General features: G+C 49.3%; 28 protein-coding genes, 1 tRNA gene and 1 pseudogene. 15 read left to right on the forward strand and 15 right to left on the reverse strand.

Annotation, left to right across the window (positions count from 1 at the left end):
* Positions 1-5: 5 nt before the first annotated feature.
* A complete protein-coding gene (locus NTE_RS14355) occupies positions 6-278 on the reverse strand; it encodes a hypothetical protein (protein WP_148701636.1) in 273 nt (90 codons plus the stop codon).
* Positions 279-684: 406 nt separating this feature from the next.
* Entirely contained in the window at positions 685-909 is a 225-nt protein-coding gene (locus NTE_RS14360; protein WP_226987044.1) for a hypothetical protein, read from the reverse strand.
* Positions 910-1,402: 493 nt separating this feature from the next.
* On the opposite strand from NTE_RS14360, the gene NTE_RS14365 reads away from it, so the two are divergent.
* A complete protein-coding gene (locus NTE_RS14365) occupies positions 1,403-1,741 on the forward strand; it encodes an IPT/TIG domain-containing protein (protein ID WP_158385619.1) in 339 nt (112 codons plus the stop codon).
* 569 nt (positions 1,742-2,310) lie between these two features.
* On the opposite strand, the gene NTE_RS14370 is transcribed toward NTE_RS14365, so the two are convergent.
* Together NTE_RS14370 and NTE_RS14375 are read right to left on the reverse strand one after the other, a co-directional pair.
* Entirely contained in the window at positions 2,311-4,101 is a 1,791-nt protein-coding gene (locus NTE_RS14370) for a sialidase/neuraminidase family protein (protein ID WP_148701639.1), read from the reverse strand.
* Between the two features lie 106 nt (positions 4,102-4,207).
* The gene (locus NTE_RS14375; RefSeq protein WP_148701640.1) at positions 4,208-4,810 is read right to left on the reverse strand and encodes a DUF1697 domain-containing protein; all 603 of its coding nucleotides are present in this window, start codon (positions 4,808-4,810) and stop codon (positions 4,208-4,210) included.
* A gap of 224 nt (positions 4,811-5,034) precedes the next feature.
* On the opposite strand from NTE_RS14375, the pseudogene NTE_RS16990 reads away from it, so the two are divergent.
* Positions 5,035-5,723 (forward strand): annotated as a pseudogene (locus NTE_RS16990) (VOC family protein); the annotation flags it as partial.
* A 285-nt stretch (positions 5,724-6,008) separates the two neighbouring features.
* Here the strand turns inward: NTE_RS16990 and NTE_RS14385 are convergent.
* Positions 6,009-6,470, reverse strand: coding sequence for a hypothetical protein (locus NTE_RS14385; RefSeq protein ID WP_148701641.1), 462 nt, complete (start codon positions 6,468-6,470; stop codon positions 6,009-6,011).
* A gap of 254 nt (positions 6,471-6,724) precedes the next feature.
* On the opposite strand from NTE_RS14385, the gene NTE_RS14390 reads away from it, so the two are divergent.
* The gene (locus NTE_RS14390; RefSeq protein WP_158385621.1) at positions 6,725-7,009 is read left to right on the forward strand and encodes a hypothetical protein; all 285 of its coding nucleotides are present in this window, start codon (positions 6,725-6,727) and stop codon (positions 7,007-7,009) included.
* A gap of 68 nt (positions 7,010-7,077) precedes the next feature.
* Here NTE_RS14390 and NTE_RS14395 read toward each other — a convergent pair whose 3' ends face one another.
* The 3 genes from NTE_RS14395 to NTE_RS14400 all read right to left on the reverse strand — a co-directional run bounded on the left by NTE_RS14395 (position 7,078) and on the right by NTE_RS14400 (position 8,472).
* Positions 7,078-7,530, reverse strand: a complete 453-nt coding sequence (locus NTE_RS14395; protein WP_148701643.1) for a pyridoxamine 5'-phosphate oxidase family protein — start codon at positions 7,528-7,530, stop codon at positions 7,078-7,080.
* Positions 7,531-7,707: 177 nt separating this feature from the next.
* On the reverse strand, positions 7,708-7,866 hold the full coding sequence (locus tag NTE_RS16795; RefSeq protein WP_158385623.1) for a hypothetical protein: 159 nt from the start codon (positions 7,864-7,866) through the stop codon (positions 7,708-7,710).
* Positions 7,867-7,911: 45 nt separating this feature from the next.
* Positions 7,912-8,472: a hypothetical protein gene (locus tag NTE_RS14400; RefSeq protein ID WP_148701644.1), complete on the reverse strand. Its 561-nt coding sequence runs from the start codon at positions 8,470-8,472 to the stop codon at positions 7,912-7,914.
* 257 nt (positions 8,473-8,729) lie between these two features.
* Here NTE_RS14400 and NTE_RS14405 point away from each other — a divergent pair, with 257 nt between their 5' ends.
* Together NTE_RS14405 and NTE_RS14410 are read left to right on the forward strand one after the other, a co-directional pair.
* Entirely contained in the window at positions 8,730-9,410 is a 681-nt protein-coding gene (locus NTE_RS14405; RefSeq protein ID WP_148701645.1) for a hypothetical protein, read from the forward strand.
* Entirely contained in the window at positions 9,385-9,783 is a 399-nt protein-coding gene (locus NTE_RS14410; protein WP_148701646.1) for a hypothetical protein, read from the forward strand. Before NTE_RS14405 ends, NTE_RS14410 begins: the two co-directional genes overlap by 26 nt.
* A gap of 15 nt (positions 9,784-9,798) precedes the next feature.
* Here NTE_RS14410 and NTE_RS14415 read toward each other — a convergent pair whose 3' ends face one another.
* On the reverse strand, positions 9,799-10,281 hold the full coding sequence (locus tag NTE_RS14415) for a hypothetical protein (RefSeq protein WP_148701647.1): 483 nt from the start codon (positions 10,279-10,281) through the stop codon (positions 9,799-9,801).
* Positions 10,282-10,329: 48 nt separating this feature from the next.
* The gene (locus NTE_RS14420) at positions 10,330-10,560 is read right to left on the reverse strand and encodes a hypothetical protein (protein ID WP_148701648.1); all 231 of its coding nucleotides are present in this window, start codon (positions 10,558-10,560) and stop codon (positions 10,330-10,332) included.
* Positions 10,561-10,720: 160 nt separating this feature from the next.
* Between NTE_RS14420 and NTE_RS14425 the strand changes: the two genes are divergently transcribed.
* Positions 10,721-11,116, forward strand: a complete 396-nt coding sequence (locus NTE_RS14425) for a hypothetical protein (protein WP_148701649.1) — start codon at positions 10,721-10,723, stop codon at positions 11,114-11,116.
* Positions 11,117-11,397: 281 nt separating this feature from the next.
* Here NTE_RS14425 and NTE_RS16800 read toward each other — a convergent pair whose 3' ends face one another.
* Positions 11,398-11,550 (reverse strand): hypothetical protein, encoded by a 153-nt coding sequence (locus NTE_RS16800; RefSeq protein ID WP_158385625.1) that lies wholly within the window; start codon positions 11,548-11,550, stop codon positions 11,398-11,400.
* 366 nt (positions 11,551-11,916) lie between these two features.
* Here NTE_RS16800 and NTE_RS16805 point away from each other — a divergent pair, with 366 nt between their 5' ends.
* Positions 11,917-12,081, forward strand: coding sequence for a hypothetical protein (locus NTE_RS16805; RefSeq protein WP_158385627.1), 165 nt, complete (start codon positions 11,917-11,919; stop codon positions 12,079-12,081).
* Positions 12,082-12,106: 25 nt separating this feature from the next.
* Here the strand turns inward: NTE_RS16805 and NTE_RS14430 are convergent, their stop codons facing one another.
* Both NTE_RS14430 and NTE_RS14435 read right to left on the reverse strand, forming a co-directional pair.
* A complete protein-coding gene (locus NTE_RS14430) occupies positions 12,107-12,463 on the reverse strand; it encodes a hypothetical protein (RefSeq protein WP_148701650.1) in 357 nt (118 codons plus the stop codon).
* A gap of 78 nt (positions 12,464-12,541) precedes the next feature.
* Positions 12,542-12,937, reverse strand: coding sequence for a hypothetical protein (locus NTE_RS14435; RefSeq protein ID WP_148701651.1), 396 nt, complete (start codon positions 12,935-12,937; stop codon positions 12,542-12,544).
* Between the two features lie 152 nt (positions 12,938-13,089).
* Between NTE_RS14435 and NTE_RS14440 the strand changes: the two genes are divergently transcribed.
* A tRNA-Ser gene (locus tag NTE_RS14440) sits at positions 13,090-13,211 on the forward strand.
* A gap of 4 nt (positions 13,212-13,215) precedes the next feature.
* Here NTE_RS14440 and NTE_RS14445 read toward each other — a convergent pair.
* Positions 13,216-14,337, reverse strand: a complete 1,122-nt coding sequence (locus tag NTE_RS14445) for a CBS domain-containing protein (protein WP_148701652.1) — start codon at positions 14,335-14,337, stop codon at positions 13,216-13,218.
* 54 nt (positions 14,338-14,391) lie between these two features.
* Here NTE_RS14445 and NTE_RS14450 point away from each other — a divergent pair, with 54 nt between their 5' ends.
* The 4 genes from NTE_RS14450 to NTE_RS14465 all read left to right on the forward strand — a co-directional run bounded on the left by NTE_RS14450 (position 14,392) and on the right by NTE_RS14465 (position 18,917).
* The gene (locus tag NTE_RS14450) at positions 14,392-15,507 is read left to right on the forward strand and encodes a PQQ-dependent sugar dehydrogenase (RefSeq protein WP_148701653.1); all 1,116 of its coding nucleotides are present in this window, start codon (positions 14,392-14,394) and stop codon (positions 15,505-15,507) included.
* A gap of 234 nt (positions 15,508-15,741) precedes the next feature.
* On the forward strand, positions 15,742-16,152 hold the full coding sequence (locus tag NTE_RS14455; RefSeq protein WP_148701654.1) for a hypothetical protein: 411 nt from the start codon (positions 15,742-15,744) through the stop codon (positions 16,150-16,152).
* A 177-nt stretch (positions 16,153-16,329) separates the two neighbouring features.
* Positions 16,330-17,199, forward strand: coding sequence for an SDR family oxidoreductase (locus NTE_RS14460; RefSeq protein WP_148701655.1), 870 nt, complete (start codon positions 16,330-16,332; stop codon positions 17,197-17,199).
* A 32-nt stretch (positions 17,200-17,231) separates the two neighbouring features.
* Positions 17,232-18,917: an MFS transporter gene (locus NTE_RS14465; protein ID WP_148701656.1), complete on the forward strand. Its 1,686-nt coding sequence runs from the start codon at positions 17,232-17,234 to the stop codon at positions 18,915-18,917.
* 191 nt (positions 18,918-19,108) lie between these two features.
* Here NTE_RS14465 and NTE_RS14470 read toward each other — a convergent pair whose 3' ends face one another.
* Positions 19,109-19,525, reverse strand: coding sequence for a cupredoxin domain-containing protein (locus NTE_RS14470; protein ID WP_148701657.1), 417 nt, complete (start codon positions 19,523-19,525; stop codon positions 19,109-19,111).
* A 320-nt stretch (positions 19,526-19,845) separates the two neighbouring features.
* On the opposite strand from NTE_RS14470, the gene NTE_RS14475 reads away from it, so the two are divergent.
* From NTE_RS14475 to NTE_RS14485, 3 genes are all read left to right on the forward strand, one after another.
* Positions 19,846-20,211 (forward strand): hypothetical protein, encoded by a 366-nt coding sequence (locus NTE_RS14475; protein ID WP_148701658.1) that lies wholly within the window; start codon positions 19,846-19,848, stop codon positions 20,209-20,211.
* A gap of 89 nt (positions 20,212-20,300) precedes the next feature.
* Complete coding sequence (locus tag NTE_RS14480; RefSeq protein ID WP_148701659.1) at positions 20,301-20,483, forward strand: hypothetical protein; 183 nt, start codon at positions 20,301-20,303, stop codon at positions 20,481-20,483.
* 234 nt (positions 20,484-20,717) lie between these two features.
* On the forward strand, positions 20,718-21,977 hold the full coding sequence (locus tag NTE_RS14485; RefSeq protein ID WP_226987045.1) for a hydroxymethylglutaryl-CoA reductase, degradative: 1,260 nt from the start codon (positions 20,718-20,720) through the stop codon (positions 21,975-21,977).
* The last annotated feature ends 2 nt before the right edge of the window (positions 21,978-21,979 follow it).

A 21,979-nucleotide genomic window follows, 5' to 3' on the forward strand; every position in this document is an offset into this window, starting at 1 on the left:
TTTATTTAACCACCCACGCCCTTTACAACGTGCGTTATCGTGCTCTTGGAACCGCAGATAGTGATAATGGGGTCCTTGGGGTACGCGTCGCCGATCTCCTCAGAGACGCTTATCGTCTCGTCGCCGCGCACGTACAGCAAGCGCTTCCAGAACTTGCCGTCTGCAACAACGGTCGCAGAGTCCTGCAGCAGAAAGCCGATCTCTGACAGGCTTGCCTCCACCCTTTCAAGGGGCACAAGCACTGAAATGGACTTGAGTTGCTGCTCGCTTTTACCCACGATACTTCGATCGCTTTACGCATATAAAAATTGGACGAAAGAAGTTGCATGGGGTTGTTTTTTGAGCGTGCATAAATGCATAATTTGAGCAGGGCTGCGCATAATTTCTTGCAGCAGTGTATTTACAATGAACAATTTCAGTCGCATAATATTTTGTGCTACCACGCAAGAGAATAAAAGAACTAATTTCATGCTACGCTGCTACGACTTTAGCTAGAGGTTCGAGTCCCTCTGGGCCATACATTGTTCCTAATAATATCCATGAACAATGTTTTACCAATATGAAGAGATGCCATAGCCTGAGTAGCTTGACATCATAGTGGTTCTTTTGGCCTGCTACCGTCATTATAACTAAGGTAATGATTTGGTTAGCTTTAGCTTTTGCGAAGCAACTAACCCTCACTATTCAAGTAATAGTAGTAGTTGGTTTTTTGAAAAATGCATAACGACCTAGTATGCGATATGCCAAAACGACAACAGGTATTCCAGATAGAAGCGTGAAAATTACCGCAGAATAGGTTGCTGCTTCATTGTCGAGTGATACAACTGCTGGCAAAAGAATTGCAGACACAATTTCAACTACTATGGCACCAAGCGCGAGTGAAATACCAACACGCATTACCTTCTTCATTATTGAAGCTGGTTTAGCCAATCTTGTTGAGACAAAGCCATCTATGATTAATCAAACTATAGGAGAATGATTCTATCAGGTTATTAGAGTACGCACCAACTAGCCTATAGCATAGGCAAAAAAGCGGCACAAAAGTGAGCATGGAAGGATTATTCCCTTTATATCGACAGTCAGTTCGTGCTTAGAAACGTACCAAATTGCTTTCCTTCCAATCAACTAAGTTAATCGAGCAATAAACAGTCGAGATATCATTTCTATTATAGCAAAGAGATGATTCTTATGAATTTCCAACTCTGTTTGATTTTGCAGATTTCTGCCAGATATGTATACAATTAATTCTCCTACTCTATATTTAATATAGGATATAGGTAACTATCGCATAATTTCTGCTAAACTCTTTAATCCTATTGAGTATTAGATTCAGTCGAACAAAATTATGAAAATTGGAAAAAGACAAACTGCAATGCTCGCAGCCATGGTGACTGTTGCACTTTTGAGCACAATAGCAGTTCGAGGACTGGTAGCACCTAGCGACAACACTGCCGCCGCAACCACGCAAAAGCAACCTGCAATTAAACTACAACCTAATTCAGATGCTCCCGGGAGTATCGTTACCGTCACTGGTACTGACTTTAGCGCCAAAAGCCCTTTGAGCGTCAGCGTTGACAACAAGGAGCTCCCGGCAGACACCAAAGTAACTACAAAGGATGATGGTAGCTTTACGGCTACTTTAAAGATTCCAAACGACGCAAAAGACGGCAACCATCAGATAAAGGTTAGCGACGACAAAGGCAAGAGTGCGACAGCAGACTTTACTGTTGTTAAGAAGTAATAGCTGCGTCGTTACGTCCAACTGGGGTGAATGGCTAAGCACTCTTCATTTTTTATTATGGCTTTCAGGGTTGCTATGTTCCTTTACAATGCATTTCCGGTATTCGTTCATTCATTCAGAGTCATATTCACAAGTTTCACGTTGCAATGATTTTTCTGTCTTCGAACAGTCATTTGCACCATTATGACTTGCGTTATGAGCTTTAAGGAATCTCCAACATTTCCTACTCTGCGTCATAATGTAGACTACGCGTACAAAGAGGAGCGTGGGGAGGGGGATAGTGTTTTTACTCCATGTCTACGAACTCATTGGAACCCGAACCCTTATTTTTCTAAATTCTAGTTCCTCTGGACCCGCGTATACTTTCAGTTTGTGCATTTTGTTGATTTTTGCATCGACGCCATCCATGAACAATCTATGGTCGCTGGTATTTGTTGCAAATTATCTAACATTTCAGTGTACGAGTCTGTAGGGGTTTGCTCCCACCTAGAGATTGAGTCATGTGCTCAACTCTATTATTTTAAACAAGGCGAGTCATTGCGATATTCTGAAGCAAGCTGGATTTGATCTCACTGAATAATACCTTTCCTGAATTTGAGAGAAAAAGAGCTTCCATTTTGTATCTCAGACCACGCAATATAGACATATTTTCCATTAACTGAATAAATTGAAGGATAGACGCAAGTATTATGTACCGAGTCGCCACCGGGATTTTCACTTAGTCTTGTTGTATCGGTAAAGGTCATCCCGGCGTCAAAGCTTGCAGAAAAGAACATCTCTGAATCCGGTTCTAGAGGTTTAGAGAGCCTTGATTGAATATCTTTTCTCATCGCAATAAAGATACGGCCATTTGGACTAGTAATTATGGCTCCACTGTTTGAGGGCGACCCGGTAGGATGGAATATCTTGATTTTGGGAATCTGAACTGTCGGCTGAAAGGATTTTCCACCATCAGTACTGGTACGCGACATCAACACTCCACCCTGTGCGACAGCTCTCCATATTACATGCACATCCTTGTCCGAACGCAGCAAATATGTATCATCAATCCCAGCAGAATAGTCTTCCAAGTACACCGGGTTCGTAAAAGATGACCCGTAATCCACACTCTTTGCAAAATAGATAGGAAGGTTGATGTCGAGCAGGTTTGGGTTTGCCGCATTTGACGCAACAGGAGTCGTTTTGCCTCCTTCCGTCGAGGGCCTAAATCGCATCAGACTCTCTAAAAAGTCACGTTGGCCATAGCTCTCGTGGCCGATCAGGACCATGTAAAGTACTCCTTCACCGGCTGCGACGATCTCAAATGGAAGTTTTTCAAATACGCTTCTTCTTGTTCTGCCGACTCTATCACCACTAGCATCATCTTTATTCTCTTGCCGATCCCCTTGTACGACAATCGTGTCTTCAGACAAATCGATCGTTCTTTCCAGTGTCTTCCCTGCGTTTCGACTAATTGCCACATAAGCTTTCAAGGGATTAGGCCGGCCCGAAAACATGTAGCCGGGAACTGGCGTAAATTGAACCCACATCATGTACACTTCGTCGCCAGATGCGGTTAAATTGATTTGAAACATTCTCAAGAACTCTGAGGCTTTGACTGTGGTGGTCCCAATGATCTTTTTGCTGCCAAAGGTCCTTCCGCCGTCATTGCTTGCGCGAAAGAAGAGTCGGTACTCTACATCTGTGTATAATTGGCCTTTCGTCTCGGACCAGAAAATGTAGACATTGTCTCCTGCAGCAGCAAGCTTGACTCGTGGTACGAGGTACCCTCTTCTGAAGAATTCCTTCCTCTTTTCATCAAACTCCGTAACTCCTTCAGTCTTGGACTCGGCACTGACTTTGCGGCTACTGATGGTGGTAGCGGCAGAAGAATCTGTAGTTTTGCTTTCCGAGTCATCCTTGTTGTTAATAATTACAGGGTCCTCAAAGCCAGAGCCATCATCATTGCTCCTGCAGAAAAAGACGACGGAATCAGTGGCTTCTTTGTTTCCATCTCCCCAAGCAAGAAAGACTCTGCCGGCAGGAGACATCTCCATTGCTGGAGGGACATATTGCGCAATATTGCATTGGTAGAGGGTTGCCATTTCGCCGAAAACATTGCCATAGTCACTGCTAATCCGGTATTTGATCGCAGAGTGCGCGTTAATCTCTGCATCCAGCTTTTCTTCATCTGATCGAGTGCTAGCACTATTATTAGGATCGATCTTTGCACCTTCTTGCCAGACAAGATAGACCTTATTGCGGAAAGCGGCTAGTCTTGCAATTAGCAAACTGGCATCAGAAACTAGAGTTTGGGCTTTGAAAAAAGATACAGCCATCTCCTGATATAACATCTCGGTAGTTATAGGATTTGAGGTCATCCAACCTAGACATTGTTAAGTTATAGGTCCAAGCGATTATCGTTGTTGATATAGTTGCAACATAATAGTCACTGTCTGAAGTTGGAATTCTTTTTCATAGTGTTTCTCATTTCACCGCTACTTTCTTGTCCATCAGAGCGAGCAACGTTGTGGTGGTGTTCCAGTTTCGTATGGTCATGTTCTGATAAACCGGAAGCGTGATGATTTTTGGCAAGCGGCTTTGAGCTGCTTTCGCTATAAGGCGCGAAAAATAGAGTACACTCTTTCCTTCATACGCACTATCTACACCATCTCTGACACTCACGCTTTTCATGGCAGTTTTCGCCGTGAGAGGCTCTTTCAAAAAGATTACATCGTATCGGTATCGCGTGGCATCTTTACCGAACTGACGGGGTGCACCCTCTACCACGCTTTTCAGTTGTTTGTGCGTGATGACGACAACCCGCGAATTGTAATGAAATGTATCTGACAAAACTCTTTCAATCTTGTCGGTCAACCTTGCCCTGTCCTGCTCATCGGTCCTGAACAGAATATTGCCGCTTTGAATATAGGTCGCCACATCTGCAAACCCCATCTCTTCAAAACATGCTGTCAAATCATTCATTCTGATAACGTTGTTTCCGCCCACGTTAATGCCGCGCAGCAGTGCAAGGTACTGATACGCGCCTACTTTGTCGCTCACGACGCCAATATCGGTCAGGATATCCATTCTAATATGCTCTGCGACACTAGCAGAAAAACTCCGTTTGGGGCGCAACGCCTTTTATGCTATTTACGACAAACTGCTAATAATAACACACAAGGAGAAAACAATAGCATGGCAAACAACAACAAAGATTCATCACGGGCAAATTCATCCAAAACAACGCCAAACCCTGCTTGCCAAAAAAATCCGAGCACCTGACGGCAGGCGAGCAAAAAATCACCCCGTTTTTGTGGTTTGACAACCAAGCCGAAGAAGCAGCTAAATTCTACACTTCTATTTTCAAAAATTCAAAGATCGGGACCATCGCCCCTTATGGAGAAGCAGGGGCGCAAGCCTCCGGAATGCCAAAGGGGACGGTGATGACCGTGACGTTTGAGCTTGAAGGACAAGGGTTCATTGCGTTAAACGGCGGCCCAGTTTTCAAATTCACGTCAGCCGTTTCGTTCTTTGTGAGCTGCAATACCGAAGAAGAAATTGACAGGCTTTACAAGAAGCTGTCCGAAGGAGGGATGGTCCTTATGGAATTGGACGAGTACCCGTTCAGCAAAAAGTTTTGCTGGATAAATGACAGGTTTGGCGTCTCTTGGCAGTTGAACCTTGCAAATAGCACACAACAAAAAATCACTCCATTCTTGATGTTTGTAAGAGAGCGGAATGGAAAAGCCGAAGAAGCAATGAATTTCTACGTCTCGCTGTTTGAGAATTCGAGAATCGTCAAGATAGAGCGCTATGGCGCAGGCGAAGAGGAGCCAGAAGGAACCGTCAAGCACGCCACGTTCTCTCTTGACGGACAAGACTTTATGGCATTGGACAGCAACCGAGAACACCCCTTTACTTTCACTCCAGCAATATCGTTACTGGTACCTGCAAGACGCAGCAAGAAATAGACAGATTATGGGAGAAGCTCTCCAAGGGTGGAGAAATCGAACAATGCGGCTGGCTCAGAGACAAATATGGCGTCTCTTGGCAGGTCGTCCCCACCATTTTGGGCGAGATGATAAGCGACCCTAATCCTGTAAAATCGCAGCGAGTCATGCAGGCAATGCTTCAGATGAAAAAGATTGACATTGAAGGATTAAAGAAAGCATACTGGGGACAAAAATAATCAGTCCAGTCAATCTTGCAGAATTTTTCTCCTGTCAGTGCTGTTGTTGAATAACTGAACGCCGCCAAAGCCTTCATTTTATGAATGATGCACGGCTCAATGTCGCCTCCATGTAATGGTCTTGTTGTTTAGATAGTTTCGGACGCCTCGTCTCGATAGCAGGTAGAATCCTGTCAGACTGATCGCAATGGACGCGAGTCGGCCGTATGAACTGTCAAACGTGCCTATGAAACCCTGCCCTGCCTCATCTGGCCCAACCGCTATGCTGGCTGCAACATGTACAAAGATGACCAGCGCAAACAGACCTATCGCAGAAAACCAGGCCCATCTCTGGCGTTTCAGAAGGCCAATGCCCGATATTATAGAGAGTAATAAAAGAAGTATGTCAATGACAAAGTAATAAGCTTCGCCGATGACCGGGCGGGGCTGAGGAGGCGAAGACGGGTAGACAAACGCAATTTCAAGCGGGTCGCGCCGGGGTTGCCCGGCAATGGGCGGTATTACCGCGATAAGGCCAGAGCCGACAGGATTATGATGGCCAAGGGTTGCCGGCTGCACGCTGTATTTTTCGTACAGGAATCAGAGGGCGAGCGAATTATTTAGGCATTGCATAAGGAGCAACCCTGCACGCATTCTATAACAAGAACTCAGTATTCTTTAATACTTCACAGCCAGCAAAATATACTGTTGCAAGCCGCTCTTGCGGCCATAATAATGAGAATTAGTACGAGTCTTTTCTCCCTCAAAGCCAAAGCTGTTTGCTCTATCAAACATCCGGTATAACTTTATCTAAATCATCTGCATATCATGATATGTTGCAGTTCATGCGCGTGCTTGCACTGGGCATGACCATCTTCATTGCATCTGCCGTTGTCATTATTAGCAATAATACGGGTTTGGCTTATGGTCATGGCTGCCAGGCGCAGGGCGGTTGCTGCACCGTGGGCGACGCATGTGTTGAAATCAGCGCCAGCAGCCCCATCTACATGATGTTTGCAGTCGTTGGTGCAGGTGCTGTAATGATGCTCGCATTCTACGGCAGGTCGGAACAAACAAGAAAGAGCCGGCTCGGTGCTGTTTTTAACATCTTTATCTAGAGCACGTAAAGAAATTTTTGTTGAACAAAGATCTTTTTGTAACGCGTACGCCGACCTGCGATTCTCCGCTAGTACTTCCAGGTTGCCATGTAAAGCGGCGTGATCTCGATGACGCTTGAACTCTTGGCGTTTTCAACCAGGGTCTTTGCCTCTGGGCTGTCGACAGACCCCATGTACCTCATCACGTTGCGGGCTGTCACCTTTGCGGCGTATTCCGGATCGTCGATGACTCTGACCCTCCCCTTGCCGCGGACCCCGTAAGGCTGCTGGCTGTTGTCGGCCACGTCCACAAGAAAGTAGACGTTGGGATTCTTTTTGAGCGACCGGGCCTTGGGCCCGCCAGCGGCGACGGTGAGAAAGAATTTTTCATTTTCGTAGTAATACCAGACAGGATGAACCAGAGGCGTGCCATCGCGTGCGTCAATCATGGCGATTCGCAGGATGCCGGGCTGGTTCAGGAGCTTGGCGACCTCTCCTTCCTGCATCGGCTTTGCATAGTTGTCGGCAAGCCTGTACTCCATATGCAGTCTATCAATGGCCGCCGAGAGCCTAAAAGAGTATCGTCAATTTATCATCGGCCGTTTATTCTCTCATAAAAGGCAGAGGCTGGTGCAGGGCAGAACCGATTTTTAGATCGAGGGCAAGGAGGGATTTGTACAGAGCTATAGTTCTGTTGAATAACACTCTGACAATACATATCAGACGTTTGGATGCGTCTCGTCCTGCCAGCACTGCAGGCAATAGTCGCCTGTCACCTGGAATATCTCGGCTTTTCGCTGGTAGCAGTATTCGCAACAATTTGCTGCGCGTAGATCCTGCGGTCTTGAGCCTTGATTATTCTGGTTTATTATTTTCACCGGGCCTCCTTAACAATTCAAAACAAAAGGGAGACAGTGGTGTGGCTAGTGCCACATTCCCCAGCCAAATCCGTGCCCTTTCCAAGGTCCACCCCACCATCCTCCAAATCCGGGCCCCCCTCCCCAATGTCCAGACATTGGACCAAATGACGAACCCAGAGGATGGCCTTCAGAGGTGTAGAGCGCCTGACCGTTTCCTGCGTCGACTATGACCAGATGCCCTGCTGTTTGGTTTGACGTGTCTACCACAAAGAACGTGTACACGAGGTATCCTTGCACCACGCCCACGTGCCCGCCAAGCACGGTCCCATTAGCCACTTGTTCCTGTGCAGTCTTGGCCGCTGCGTCAAATGGCACCTTGAGATTTTCGCTGATAAATCCTGCTGTTTCGTTTGCGACGCTTACCGACCCTTTTATCTCAGGCATCGTCGTCATCATCGTTCCCTGGCCTGCTCCCCGCATCCACATCATTGTCTGCTGTTGTTGCTGCTGTGCAGTTGCCTGTGCTATCATCGACGATGCCACCAAAATTGCGGACACTGCGCCGATAGCCAATATGCTAACTACAATCACTTTCTTGCTGAGAAAGTTTTTTGTTGCTGACATGCGTAAGATTGGCAGGGAATTATTTTAACCCTTGAGAACCTATGACACGTAATATAGTTACCCGAGATCTTGCTCATACTACGCCTTTTAGTAAAGGATTTTGTACCTTTTAACGAAAGAAACAGGCTGGCACGAACGCCACAATTCAATTGCCATGGATAATCAAAAAATCGTCCAATGTACCCATGAATCTTTTATTTGATGAGCGAGAAAATATTGCGACAACTGTCGAAAAGATATTTAGGTGAGAAGGATCGGTGGTCTACCATACGCACGACTCGTTGGATAATAACAACAACAAGCGCAGCCGCATAATCTTTCTTACAGAAAATATCGTCTCTGACGAAAGGCAAAAGGTGTTGACGCTCGTTTCCTTGGCTAACGAGGCCATAGCCCGGTACTTTGGCGCGGTGACTTCGTTTGACATCGTAATCTGCTACGGAAGCTGGGAGATGGAAGTTCAAGTGATATCAAGGGAAGGAAAAAGAAAGGCGGTGGGCGAAGATAATGATAATATCATCAGCAGCATGCAAAAGGCTCCTCCGCGCGTCATCATAAACTCTGTCGGGCTGACGGACTATTACGCTGAAGAGATTATCATCAGGCACGATTCGGCAGGATACGGCCATTACCTGCACGAGCTCATACATGGCGTGATAAGCAAGGACCATACCCACCAGCTGAGAGAAGGGCTGGCATGGTACTTTACGCTAAAGCTCACAGAGGATCACAAGTACGTTAGGCCCTCGCACCCTTCGTGGGTGGACCATCTCTACGTATTTCCGGTAAAAGAATTGGCGCGGATAGTCGGCGACGACTTTTTGAGGGATTTTGCGCTTGGAAAAGGATCGCTGGAGGTCGAATTCCTCCCGCCTCAAGTGCAGGAGTTATTCTTGCCGGAGGAATTGTTCTATGCCAAAAAGCGATATTTTCGATGATGATCAAGAGGAAAAGGGCTGGACAAAAAGGAACCCCGAATTTGAAGATAAACTTGGAGATCTAATTATCTCCGAATACCAGGCTGACAGGATAAGGGCTGGACTGGCAAGAAAGGTTGAAGGATACCGGCACAAGGCTGCCGGATATTATTACCAGGATAACGACAAGGGTTCACCGTCGTCAACTTGCGAGTTTCGATACAAAGGCAAGTTGCTCAAGCTGACAATCAAGGTGGACGAAATTGCCATTCCAGACCAAAGGTCGTCGCGGGCAAGAAGGGGGCTGCAGAGACTCGTCAGATCTTTATCAGAAAAGAAGAAGAACAACAGCAACAAAAAAATTCTTGCCAAAACGGAAAAGGAAAAGCTGTAATCTAGATTTACATTGCTAGAGCAGCCCTGCCGCAAACACTATGGCCATGGCAGCCAGTACGAGCGCGCTGAGCTTTGGCAGGTATTTTGTGTATTGAACAACCTTGTGCTGGATGCGCGCATAGAGTTTAACGGCCAGTACGGTTACCCCTATCAGGGCTGCGGCTACTGCAGTTGCGTACGACAGCATCAACAGGACAGGATTGACTCTGCCAACGGCCAGCGCAAGGATGACAAATTCTTCTTCGTGAGCAAATCCCAGTACCAGTGCAAGGCCGGCGATCGCAGCCAGAGTGGGCGCCGTCCTTTTCTGATGGACGTGCAGGTGTGTATGATAGCCGGTGCCTTTGTGCCAGTGCACGTGCGCGTGCTCCTCCTCCTGTTTTTCTTTTACCTGCCCTGTTTTTCCGTCACCACCATCATCATCATCGCTATGCAGGTGCCCGTGCTGAGTTTCGTTCAAGTCTTCGCCTTTTTCCTTCCAGAACATGTACGCCAATATTCCTAGCGCTACGGCGACTGCGTAATTCAGGTAAGAGTCAGGTATCTATACAAACGCGGCAAAAAAGACGTACGCCACTACCACGGCGATTGATGACAGGAAGTGGGCTCCAGCAATTATGCTCGAACTTGTAACGCCGGCAAGCACTGGCCGGCGGCTCTTGACAGAATACAGCACTGCAACCGTCCAGCCGTGGGAAGGGTTCATGCCGTGCAGTAATCCAAACGCAACTACGCCAAGCAGTACGACGACGGCATCACCCTGCGGCTGCACCATAATAATAACACCTTCTTCTTTGCTTCCACTTTGAATTTTATCGCCAATAAACTTTCACGAATACGTTTTTGTTGTTATGAGCCATGACACGGCCCCCTGAAAGAGTCAATAGAACATGGCGTAGTACGCCTTAAATCAATCCCGCCGATACCTCTACTTTATGCAAGGCGATCTCGTATTTGATGAGAAGGGCAAAGTGACGGGCAGAAGGGTGCTGGATGCAACGACGATGGAAGTGTCGTTTGAAACGAAAATCAAGGTCAAAGGAGTTGACGGGGTGAACATGGGCACGTACACGTCGACCATGATGCCGGACGGCTCGATGTACGGCCAGGGGCAGGGTTGCGTCATGTCCAACGACGGCCAGATGGTCACCTGGAAGGGAAACGGCATGGGCAAGCTCGTCCAGAACGGGAAGATCAGGTTTGCAGGAGCAATCTACCTGAGCACGCAGTCCAAGGGCTCACTTGCGCCGCTGAACAACGTCGCAGTCGTCTTTGAGCACGAGGGCGACATGGAAGGAAATGTAAGTTCCAAAGGCTGGGAGTGGAAGTAAGTAGCTTGCTCTCCATCTCTTTTTCATTTTCAGGGCGCAGATAGAATAATCTTTCTGAAATCAACGGGCCGGTTGCGTACAACGCTGTTGTTGCAGGAGAAAGGCCTCCCACGTCGTACGGCCAACGGCGCGATCAGGGACCAGGTTGAGGCCGGGAGGAAATGCATCGTTGTCATTGTAGAACTTGTCTGGCTCCGACCGTATTTTGGCGCTTTTTTTGTCATGGACGCGTTTGTACGTTTCTGCCATTTCTTCTAAAGTAAGTATCTTGTACAGATTTGCTATTTCAACACATTTCTATGGTCGTTTTCGCAGATCCATTCCCCTTTCATGTTGCCAAACCAGTCGATCTTGACATCGTTCTTCTTTACTTTGCCGCTTCCGCACACTTTGCACGGAGGGAGAACCCGTACGTTATCGAAATAGCCGACCACGATTAAAGAAAGTCGCTCGCGACTATTTTAATTTGACAAAAAATAAAGAGGACATGACAATTGTTGAGGTAAAGTGATATCCTTTGCAGATGGCAGAATCGTCCGCGATTTCAAAAACGTTAGGGTTTATCCAAGCAAGCAGCAAGATTTTCAAGCACAGAAGTTTGACTACAGGAATTCGAGAGAGAGATCACACTGGCAGCTGACGCGCCGATAGTAATCTCGCCGTAATTTGCAAGTCTGTATTTTCTAAAAATATACAGATGAAGCGTGAATATCGTAATTTTTTATAATGATAGAATCCGAGTACGACAATATTACTATTCTCTTAGCAATTGTTAAATATTTTATGCACGTTATCATGGCATGACGTTTACCCTTTCAAAGTATTTTGCAGGTGCGTTCAAGGCAAAGCCAGAGAAGAGGCATTCCAAGTACAGGTGGCCATGCTACATGTGCCAGCTCTCCTTTGACGACTTGCAGGAAAGAGAGGAGCATGTAAGAACCGTGCATTACGGAGAAGTCGAGTAGGCCAGCCAACCAATAAGTCTCCTTTTCAACTATTGTCAGTGACTCTTACAGTGAAAGATTCTGTTATTGTGCCTCCCTTGCGCTGAAATTGCCCCCATATTTTGTACAAGCCCGGCCTTGGAAAGTTTGCCATAAAGGTTACTTGCGGCCCACCGCGCCAAGTAGAGCCAACTTGTTCAACCGGATGGACATGGAGGAACTCTTTTGCATCGCCACTGATGATCACGCAATGGCCGCCGGCTCCCATAATTGGCTCCAAGTCATGCACTGGCGTTCCTTTTGCGTCAGCCAGCTCGAACGTTATGTCTGTGTCACGGTTGGCAGTGACTTTTTCGGCAAGTTTGATGCGAACCTGATAGTCCCCTTCGATTGATTTTTTCACAAAATCCCTGTCCGGCGCAGGCTCTACGAATATGTGAATGGGCTGGCCTGCGACGCTTAACCGAAAGGCGGCAAGGAACTATGCGCCGCCCTTTGGTTTGGCGTCGGCCCACGCCTTGTATTCTCCGGATTCAGGAAAAGTGTGAGTGACGGTAAAAATCCCGCTGCTGTTATCCAGTTGCAGGTGCAAATGGGCAAAGTAAGAAAGGTCATTCCTGTTGACTATGAACAAGTGCATCAGCTTGTCGTGCACAGCGTCAAATTCCGTGATTGGATCGCCAATGCTTTGCTCTGTAACAACCAGAGCAAGCTTGGTTGGTTTTCCCGCCTCGGGAGTGGCAGGGTCGGATTGCAGGTTGATGTTATAGTTTTTTACCATAGTTCTGCCGTGAGCACCGTGCTTGCCGTCGTCCATGCCATGCCCCGTCTTTTCATGGCCACCGCTCTTGGCGTGCGCCCTGTGATTATCTTGCATGTACGTAATAGTATATCGTCGCCTCTGCAAAAAAGAGTTGGCTTTTTGTATGCGTGTGTAGTAGCGCTTGCACTTTCCTACTGTGGAACGGGCACCTTTGGCCCGCCTTGCGTATAACGTATAAAAGTAGGCAGGCAAGAGGATTGCATTGCGCGGACGTGGCAGAGTGGTCTCTCCCTACGCGAGACACAATAATGCGTCGGCCTTGAGTCATTCATGGCTGGACAGCCGATTCGCCTTCGGGCGATCAGGAGTTCAAATCTCCTCGTCCGCGCCTATCACACTTCTTCTTCTGCCTCCACTTTTCTTGCAGTTTCGCGGTGCTGCCTGCCCTTGACCTTTTGCGTGTGCTCGGTCTTTATCTGCCTGTCAAGCTTCTCGATGAGCTCCTTGGACGCGCTCAGCGGGTCATAGCCTACCGCCTTGGCGTTTACCACTCCCTTGGCAGTTATGAGCCGGCACCTGACAGAGTATTTCCGGGTCTTGTGCTTGTCGGCGTACACGACCACGGACTGGATGTCGCCAAGCTTGCCCTGTATCTTTTTTACAAACCTCAAAAGCTGATCTTCGATTTCGCGCCTGTCCCGGTCGTCTTCAAGGTGCGCCATGTGGATGGCCGGCCCATCCTTTTTGGGGAGCACGAGCTCCAGAGCGTCCTTGGGCGTCACGATGCCCATCGGCCTGCCGTCGCCTACGACCACAACCTCCTCGCTGCGCTTGAAATGCTCTGCAAGCTCGTTCATCCTCGTCCCGCGCTCTACGGACACCGCCCTGCGCATGATGTCTTTTACCTTCACGTCGCCCTGCACCCTCGACTTGCTGCCAGTGATTGCGGCAGACTTGCTCGTGCGCTCTTTGGGGGTTGCGACTATCGACGCGGCGTCAAGTATGTTGACTACCCCGCGAAGGAGGCCCTTATTGTTGATCACCGGAAGCCGGGAAATGTTGTACCGGCGCATCTTTGACATGGCGTCGGCAAGGGGAGTGTCCTCTTCGATCACGATGGCGCCGGACATCACCTCGTCGACGGTTGCGTGCCCAAAGTCGGCAGTCTGGGCTATGTCAGTCTCGCTGACAATCCCTGCTAGCCTGCCGCCGTTTCCAACGACCGGAAGCGCCCTGTTGCCGCTGCCAAGGACCATCTTGGCCGCCTTTTCGACGTCTTCGTCCGGGCGCAGGGCCTGCGTCTTTACTGCATAACTCTTTAATTTTGACGTAGGCGGGGCGCTTGAAGAGAGGAGGTGCTTGGCAAACACCATGCCCGAGTAACGGCCGTCCTCGTCTACCAGCGGCAGCTGGTTAATCGACCTGTCAATCATGACGCTGAACGCCTTGGCTACTGGGTCTTCCGAGGCAACGCTTGCAACATCTGCAACCATGATGTCAGAAACTTTCATCATGGTAAAGACGAAGGATTACATTTTAAGCCTTCTCCACCCAAACCCCTTCTGTATATGGAGCGGGACAGGAGGCTTGCGCTTGTGGCGGCGGTGGCAATCATTATCGCGTCCGTGGCTACAATCTTTTTCACGCCCTCTTCGACTACCATCCCGATCCCCGAGCCGTCGTCTGGCGGCAAGAACAGCACAGGGATCAGCTCTGGCATAAAGGTGGTGGCAGAAAACCTCAACGTCCCGTGGGCTATTGACGTCGCAAAGGACGGCCGGCTGTTCTTTACCGAGAGGTCCGGCGCGATAAGGGTCGTTTCGGCAAACGGCACGCTCCTTTCCGACCCTGCTGCGTACATCAACGTGGCGCAGCAGGGCGAGGCCGGCCTGCTTGGCCTTGCGCTCCACCCCGACTTTGCGCAGAACCACCTGCTCTACATCTACCAGACGTACACAAACGGCACGGCGGTCTTTAACAAGGTCGTGATGCTGACGGAAAAGGACAACAAGATTATCGATTCCAAGGTCGTGCTTGACAAGATACCAGCGGCAGACAGAAACGACGGCGGCAGGATAAGGTTTGGGCCTGACGGCAAATTATACATTGCAACAGGCGACGCCAAGCAGCCCGAGCTTGCGCAGAACGCCGGCTCGCTTGCAGGCAAGATACTGCGCATAAACCCGGACGGCTCTATACCTGAGGATAACCCGTTTTCAGGCTCGCCAGTCTACTCGTACGGCCACAGAAACGTGCAGGGCTTGGCATGGGACCTGAAGGGCAACATGTACGCAACAGAGCACGGCGAATCAGGAAATGACGAAATCAACCTGATAAAGCCGGGTGAAAACTATGGATGGCCTGTGGAGGAATGCGACGCCAAGAGGTTTGAAAAGCCGGTGATGTGCTTCAACCCCGCCGTTGCGCCGGCGGGCATGACGATAGCGCATTTTGACAAGCTGGGCTACAAGGGCGACTTGCTCGTTGCGTCGCTCAAGGCGATGCAGCTGCGCAAGGTGGACCTTGAGAACAACACCACCACAAACATCCTGACAAGCTACGGCAGGATACGCGACGTGGTGGAGGCACCTGACGGCACGCTGTACCTTTTGACCTCAAACCGCGACGGCAGGGCAATACCCAACCCCGGCGACGACAAGATCCTCCACATACAGGAACCTTGAGGATCAGCCTGCGCCTTTTGCGCTTTTTTTGACGGCGTTAGCAAATTCTTTTCTAGAATTTTTTGCCTTGGTTCTTAAAATAACAGATTACGCATAATATTATCTGCATATACGGCATCATCAAAAACCTCGCGCGGCAAGACAGAGAAAGCACTTGCAACCTTTACTCTACTGAGCGCTGGTTTCACGCTATTAGGCGGCTTTACCAACACCTACGGCTGGTTTGGAAATTTGATGAAAACCCAGGATGCAAGGGAGCAAGACCTGCAACCGAAAATAGAGTACGCCAAGAATGCGTTATGGACGTGCTCTGACATGAAGAATGTAGAGAAGGCATCAGTCTACAGGGACCTGGAAAAGGCGGCCAAGATGCTGCAGCTACTTCATGACTATGACGGCGCAAAACGGATACTTGAAAACTATACGTCGGTGATTGTCAATTGCAGGGTCGCTTCCTATTTCGACTCGGCCAGTACCGAAAACGAGACCGTGACGCCCCCACTTTTTCCAGGCAATCCAGATGTTTTTGGCCCGCCCAATGGCGGAGGAGGCACATCAGAAGGAAGTTCTTCTTTAATATTTTTGATACCTCTTGCCGCGACTGCCGTTTTTGGCGCCCTCTGGTACACGACCCGCAAAAAATGAGGCAGAAAAGACGAACATGCGCGTGTTGTTTTGTCATCATTATTGCCGGCTTTCCATTACAACTTACCAACTCGTAACCTAGTATCCGCCACATTACCTGGTCACTATCCCATTACCTAGTAGCCAACTTATCACTTTCCAACTTATATCGTCATTTTGCCATTAGTTGTCTTTGCTATGCAAAAAGAAGGTCAGGAGAAAAAAGGGAACAAGGTAGCAGTTGTGTCAGGAAGCTCAAGCGGGATAGGGCTGGCGACCTCGCTGGCGCTTGCAAGGAACGGGTTTTACACGTACGCCACGATGCGCAACCTTGAAAAATCTGCAGGCATCATAGATGCCGCGGCAAAAGAAAAACTGCCGCTTCAATTGGTTCAGCTCGATGTCAACGACGAAAGATCGGTAAACAGCGCGATTGCAAAAATCACGGCCGAACAGGGCAGAATAGACGTTCTGGTAAACAACGCAGGCTATGGGCTATTTGGAGCGCTTGAGGATCTATCGATTGAAGAGATAAAGGCGCAGTACGAGACGAACTTTTTTGGTCTGATAAGACTGACCCAGGCAGCCCTTCCGCTGATGAGAAAACAAAATGGAGGCATAATAGTAAACGTAGGCTCTGTCGCAGGGCGCATCGGCTTTCCCGGCACCGCCGCATACACAAGCACCAAGTTTGCGCTTGAAGGCTTGACTGAAGCAATATCCTACGAGCTGGAGCCGTTTGGAATCAAGGTTGTGATAGTCGAGCCCGGAGTTATCAAGACCAATTTCCTGAACGGGATGGTAGTTCCAAGAAAAACCAGCGATCCCAACTCGCCATATCTGCAGCTAATGCAGCAAATGAACGCAACTTTAAGCTCCATGAGGGAGAACGGATCGTCTTCGCCTGAAGTGGTCGCCAAGGCAGTACTTCAAGCCGTCACGGTCGAAAACCCGGAGCTGAGATACCTGGCTGGAGAAGATGCCGTCACGCTGATGGAAATGAGGAAAAAGGCGCCATCTGACGAGGAATTCCGGCAGATGCTGAAGCAAAACTTTTCGCAGCATTAAGAGGCAAAGGGAGAAAAAAGAGGATAAAAAAAATGGATATTTCAACAAGCAGTAATAATAATAGAGTAAATACTGCAAAAGAAGAAGAGACAGCAGCGGTTGTTGTTAATGACAGTCGCTCGGCGTGGTTCACCTTAGCGATACTCAGCAGCACGCTTTTGGCGGTGATGTTTTCAGAGACCATGCTTTTGCCGGCAATCCCGGAAATAATGCAGGAATTTAACATACCGTACAGCACATCGGCGTGGATATTCAGCGCATACTTGATAGTGGCCGCCGTGATGACTCCTATTGCAGGCAAGCTGTCCGACATCTATGGCAAAAAGAAGGTGTTGCTCATACTGCTGGCAATATACGTGGCAGGCATCACCGCAGGCGGATTTGCAAACAACATAACCTTCTTGCTTGCAAGCAGGGTAATCCAGGGCGTGGGACTGGCGGCAGTTCCGGCAGCCTTTAGCCTCTTGAGAGACTCATTCCCACCTTCAAAACTTGCAATAGCCGTAGGAGTGTTTGGCTCTGCATACTCGGGCGGCTCGGTGGTAGGCCTGCTAGTAGGGGCCAGCATCATCCAGCACTTTGGATGGCACACGACGTTCTTTTCCATCGCCCCGGTCGCGGCGATAGTGGCCTTAATGATCGCCAAGTTCGTCAAGGACAATGGCAGCAAAGAGGCGCGGTTGCAATTGCTGTCCGTAAAGGGCACAGGACACACCACCGGTGCAGAAAAGCCCACCATCGACATAAAGGGCGCACTAGCGCTGTCTGCCACCATATCGTCATTTCTGCTGGCGCTGACACTTATAGAGACTGGCATCAGTCCTGCAAACCTGCCGCAGATCGTCGGCGCGCTTGCCGCATCGGCAGCATCATTGGCCGCCTTTGTTTTCATAGAGAAAAGGGCGACGGCGCCGTTGCTTGACTTGAGGCTGCTAAAGCACAAGATCCTGCTGCCCTCGTACATCATACTGATGGCAACAGGGATCACGATGTTTCTGGTGTACCCATCAATAGTGCAGCTGGTAAGGAGCCCGCAGCCGTTTGGGTTTGGCGGAGACGCAGTAGACGCGGCAAACGTCCAGCTTCCGTTCATGATAATGTTCCTGATATTTGCCAGCGCGACTGCGTTTATCATAAACAGGATAGGGAACATCAGGCCCACGATGCTTGGCGCAATAATCAGCTCAGTCGGGGCTTTTGGCCTGCTGGCGTTTCACTCCACAGGGCTCATGGTTTCGACAAACCTGGCCATAATCGCCACGGGGCTGTCTCTGACAAGCACTGCGGGATGGAACATCATCGTGTCTTCGTCTCCAAAGGAATTCACTGGAATATCGGTGGGAGTAGGCGCGTTGCTGTTCTTTGTTGGGATGGCGATAGGCCCGGCGCTGGCAGGGCTGTACATGCAGTCATACCACACTTCCCCATCAATAGGAGGCGCCGCCGGAGGACCGTCGTATCCAGCCCCAGAATCGTACAATCTGGTATTCGCAACAGCAGGATTGTTCTCGATAACAACCCTCGCATTCTCGATCCTGCTAAGGAGAAAAGCCTCTTTGATGTCACAGCAGCAACAGCAGAACACCGCCGAAGAAAAAATTCAGCAGCATCCTGCAGAGCCAAATAGCAACAGCAGTACAGAAGCAGGCGACAAAAGCCTAGAGGAAGAAGAAATGTCGTGCATCAACTGCACCGACAGCAAGAAGCGAAAAAAATAGATCTAGCAACTCTGTGGCTGATCAGTCAGGTCAGCCCAGAAACCCTACCCATTTTTTGTACCAGAGCAAAAAAATCATCCGAACAAAAAACCATCAAGAGATGTTCTGTATATAACGTGCACACGCTGCAAGAGAGATCGCTAGGTGGTGGTGGCGGTGTCGTCGTATTATTGTTTTATTTGTTGTTTCCATTAACTGACGCCGGCTGGCTCTACCGCAAGTTTTCCAACCATTGAAGGATGAAGTGCGCAGTAGTACGCATAGTCTCCCGGCGCTGTCGGCTTGAACTCCTGCGTCTTGTTTGGCAGTATGACGTCTGGAGTTCCATCCGCCTTGACTCCAAACTTGCCGTCAGGCACGCCTGAACCTGATGTCACTGTATGCCCGGTAGAGTCCTTGTTTGTCCACGTCACCGTCTCGCCCACGTGTACTTCCGGTGAGCCTGGAGAAAATGCCTGGTTGCCCTTGGATTCTGCTCCCGGCACAATGTCGATGTTTACATTGGCTGCAAAGGCTGTCTGGCTTGACGTTGCCGTTGTAAAAGCCAGAACGGCTGCTGCCAAAATGGCAGCCATGCCTGCTGCAGCAAGGGTTATCTTCCTGTTCATTAAAGGCGTGCAAAACTTGCACGAATTAAAAAGGTTTCGTGAAAAATGTAGAATATTAATATAAATAATTTCCTAGATAATATATAACGAAGAACTTTCTTATCCGTTATTTGTATAGCAATTGTCGAATTTGTGGCATGATTTTGCGGTCGCTGTGGCGACGACATATGCAAGAACCTTGGGAAGCAGAGCCAGCTATTATGCACGCATTGTCAGCATCTCTTTTGGCCTGCTGCCGTCATAACGAAGGCAATGACGCACCAGTCAGCTCTTGCGGGTGCGAATTGTATTAACGTTCTCGACAAAACTCAAATAATAGGATGATGCCAGTTATTTCATACGGCAACAGCAGCGCTTCCTGCCATATTGTCCATATTTCTAATCGGCAGCATCCTCTTTGGCGTCAATCAGGCATTTGCTCAATCAATGCCGGAAAACCCACTTTAGAGCAACTTGCCGAATGCGAACAATTAGGAATCAAACCCGAAAAATGCTCAGAACAAGCAATCTTGGGTAAACGCTGCATGGGCCCACCGGAGGCCTGCAGCCATCAGGTCATGGCAATGCCCGCTGCTCCCAACCCAAATATCGTCTTGGCTCCAATTTACGTCGGAATTGCAGGGGCTTTTGCAGCAGGCATCATCTATGTAAAGAGAACCGGCCGATGGAAACCCAAAACTTCGTGATGCCAAAATAGCCTAACAAGCGGCATGAACCTGCGCACAAAAAGGGGATATGTCTTTTTGCTGATGCAGAACGCATAGCAGCAGCGTTAATGTCCGGCAAGAACGCCAGTAACATCTGGAAAGAGGCTCCGATGTCACGCATAGACGACCGCTACAACAAGCTCAGGAGGGACATTGGAAATGATTTTGCCAGCAATAATGGTGCAGCGCAAGTGGCGGAACTCTATTCGTTTCATTGCGGCAACTGTGGATACCGAATATCCATGACGTAAAGACGCTGGCCTGCGGCTGCGGCAAGGAATTGCAGGGGGTCTTGGTTTACCGCAGAGTCGGAGATACCGTGATCTATGACACGCGGGAAAAGAGAAAAGGCGCAAGATAATTTTCGTTCCATGTACAGCAGCAGGAAAATATATCGACATACGCCGATTTTTATCATGATTTTACGGTTTCAGTAGCAGGGATATGACAAGATTTTAAGGTCGACAGGCTTTAGGCTAGCTGCCGTGAGCCAGGAAAAGAGGAAATTCTACGAGATGGATCGCGAAGAGCGGCTTGCCTTTCTCAAAGAGTCGGCAGGGCTGACAGACGAGGAGGCAGCATCCTTTGGACAGCCCCTTGCGTTTGACAGCGCAAACAGGATGGTTGAAAACGCAGTAGGAATAATGTCGATTCCGCTTGGGATAGCCACCAACTTTGTGATAAACGGGGTCGAGCGCCTTGTCCCAATGGCGATAGAGGAGCCGTCCGTGATAGCGGCGGCAAGCAAGGCCGCAAAAATCGCCAAGGCAAAAGGCGGCTTTGTCGCAGAGACAGACGAGCCGCTCATGATAGGGCAGGTGCAGGTAGTCTCGCTTGCCAATATCGGCGCGGCAAAGCGCAAGGTGCTTGCGCGAAAAAAAGAGATCTTGGCGATTGCAAATTCAAAGAGCAGGTCCGTCTCTGCAGCCGGCCTGCAGGCGCGTGAAGTAAAGGATTCCAGCAAGAACAAGATGGGCAGGATGCTCGTCGTCGAACTGGTAATAGACGCCAAGGACGCGATGGGCGCAAACGCGGTGAACACAATGTGCGAGGCAATAGCGCCAAGGGTTGCAGAGATAACCGGGGGCGAGGTTGTGCTGAAAATACTGTCAAACTATGCGACAAAAAGGATGGTCAGGTGCAAGGCGGTGTTTGACAGGGACGAGCTTGGAGGCAAAGACATAGTTGAGCGGATATTGTACGCGTACGCCCTTGCGCATTCCGACGTCTATCGCGCAGTCACGCACAACAAGGGCGTCATGAACGGAGTCGACGCGGTGGCGCTTGCGACTGGGCAGGACTTTCGGGCAATAGAGGCCGGCGCTCACGCGTGGGCCGCGCGGGACGGCACGTACCGCTCGTTAACACGATGGTGGCGTACAAAGAATGGAGACCTTGCCGGGGAGATAGAACTGCCGCTTGCAGTAGGAGTCGTGGGCGGCGTGGCAAACGTGCACCCCACCGCCAAGGTCGCGCTGAAGGTGCTTAGCGCAAGCAACAATGCAAAAGAGCTTGCGATGGCAATTGCCGCCGCCGGCCTTGCGCAGAACCTTGCGGCGATGCGCGCCCTTGCGTCAGAGGGCATACAGAAGGGCCACATGCGCCTGCACGCAAGGAACATCGCTGTGATGGCAGGAGCCAAGGGCGCAGATGTTGATAGGGTAGCAAAGAAAATCGCAGATGAAGGGCAGGTCAACGTGGAAAAAGCAAGGGAAGTGCTTGCATCCCTGCGCAAGGGCAGCTAGGC

Origin of the sequence: Candidatus Nitrososphaera evergladensis SR1 (genome assembly GCF_000730285.1) — an archaeon.
Taxonomy (GTDB): domain Archaea; phylum Thermoproteota; class Nitrososphaeria; order Nitrososphaerales; family Nitrososphaeraceae; genus Nitrososphaera; species Nitrososphaera evergladensis.

Bases quoted from the DNA above. Each gene is read 5' to 3' on its own strand.
- NTE_RS14390 (WP_158385621.1), top strand. From the start codon at position 6,725: ATGTTGCAGTTCATGCGCGTGCTTGCACTGGGCATGACCATCTTCATT.
- NTE_RS14375 (WP_148701640.1), bottom strand. From the start codon at position 4,810: ATGGATATCCTGACCGATATTGGCGTCGTGAGCGACAAAGTAGGCGCG.
- NTE_RS14425 (WP_148701649.1), top strand. From the start codon at position 10,721: ATGCAAGGCGATCTCGTATTTGATGAGAAGGGCAAAGTGACGGGCAGA.
- NTE_RS14360 (WP_226987044.1), bottom strand. From the start codon at position 909: ATGAAGAAGGTAATGCGTGTTGGTATTTCACTCGCGCTTGGTGCCATA.
- NTE_RS14435 (WP_148701651.1), bottom strand. From the start codon at position 12,937: ATGCAAGATAATCACAGGGCGCACGCCAAGAGCGGTGGCCATGAAAAG.
- NTE_RS14475 (WP_148701658.1), top strand. From the start codon at position 19,846: ATGATGCCAGTTATTTCATACGGCAACAGCAGCGCTTCCTGCCATATT.
- NTE_RS16805 (WP_158385627.1), top strand. From the start codon at position 11,917: ATGACGTTTACCCTTTCAAAGTATTTTGCAGGTGCGTTCAAGGCAAAG.
- NTE_RS14480 (WP_148701659.1), top strand. From the start codon at position 20,301: ATGTCCGGCAAGAACGCCAGTAACATCTGGAAAGAGGCTCCGATGTCA.
- NTE_RS14450 (WP_148701653.1), top strand. From the start codon at position 14,392: ATGGAGCGGGACAGGAGGCTTGCGCTTGTGGCGGCGGTGGCAATCATT.
- NTE_RS14420 (WP_148701648.1), bottom strand. From the start codon at position 10,560: ATGGTGCAGCCGCAGGGTGATGCCGTCGTCGTACTGCTTGGCGTAGTT.
- NTE_RS14370 (WP_148701639.1), bottom strand. From the start codon at position 4,101: ATGACCTCAAATCCTATAACTACCGAGATGTTATATCAGGAGATGGCT.
- NTE_RS14410 (WP_148701646.1), top strand. From the start codon at position 9,385: ATGCCAAAAAGCGATATTTTCGATGATGATCAAGAGGAAAAGGGCTGG.
- NTE_RS14460 (WP_148701655.1), top strand. From the start codon at position 16,330: ATGCAAAAAGAAGGTCAGGAGAAAAAAGGGAACAAGGTAGCAGTTGTG.
- NTE_RS14470 (WP_148701657.1), bottom strand. From the start codon at position 19,525: ATGAACAGGAAGATAACCCTTGCTGCAGCAGGCATGGCTGCCATTTTG.
- NTE_RS14445 (WP_148701652.1), bottom strand. From the start codon at position 14,337: ATGATGAAAGTTTCTGACATCATGGTTGCAGATGTTGCAAGCGTTGCC.
- NTE_RS14400 (WP_148701644.1), bottom strand. From the start codon at position 8,472: ATGTCAGCAACAAAAAACTTTCTCAGCAAGAAAGTGATTGTAGTTAGC.
- NTE_RS14465 (WP_148701656.1), top strand. From the start codon at position 17,232: ATGGATATTTCAACAAGCAGTAATAATAATAGAGTAAATACTGCAAAA.
- NTE_RS14395 (WP_148701643.1), bottom strand. From the start codon at position 7,530: ATGGAGTACAGGCTTGCCGACAACTATGCAAAGCCGATGCAGGAAGGA.
- NTE_RS14455 (WP_148701654.1), top strand. From the start codon at position 15,742: ATGAAAACCCAGGATGCAAGGGAGCAAGACCTGCAACCGAAAATAGAG.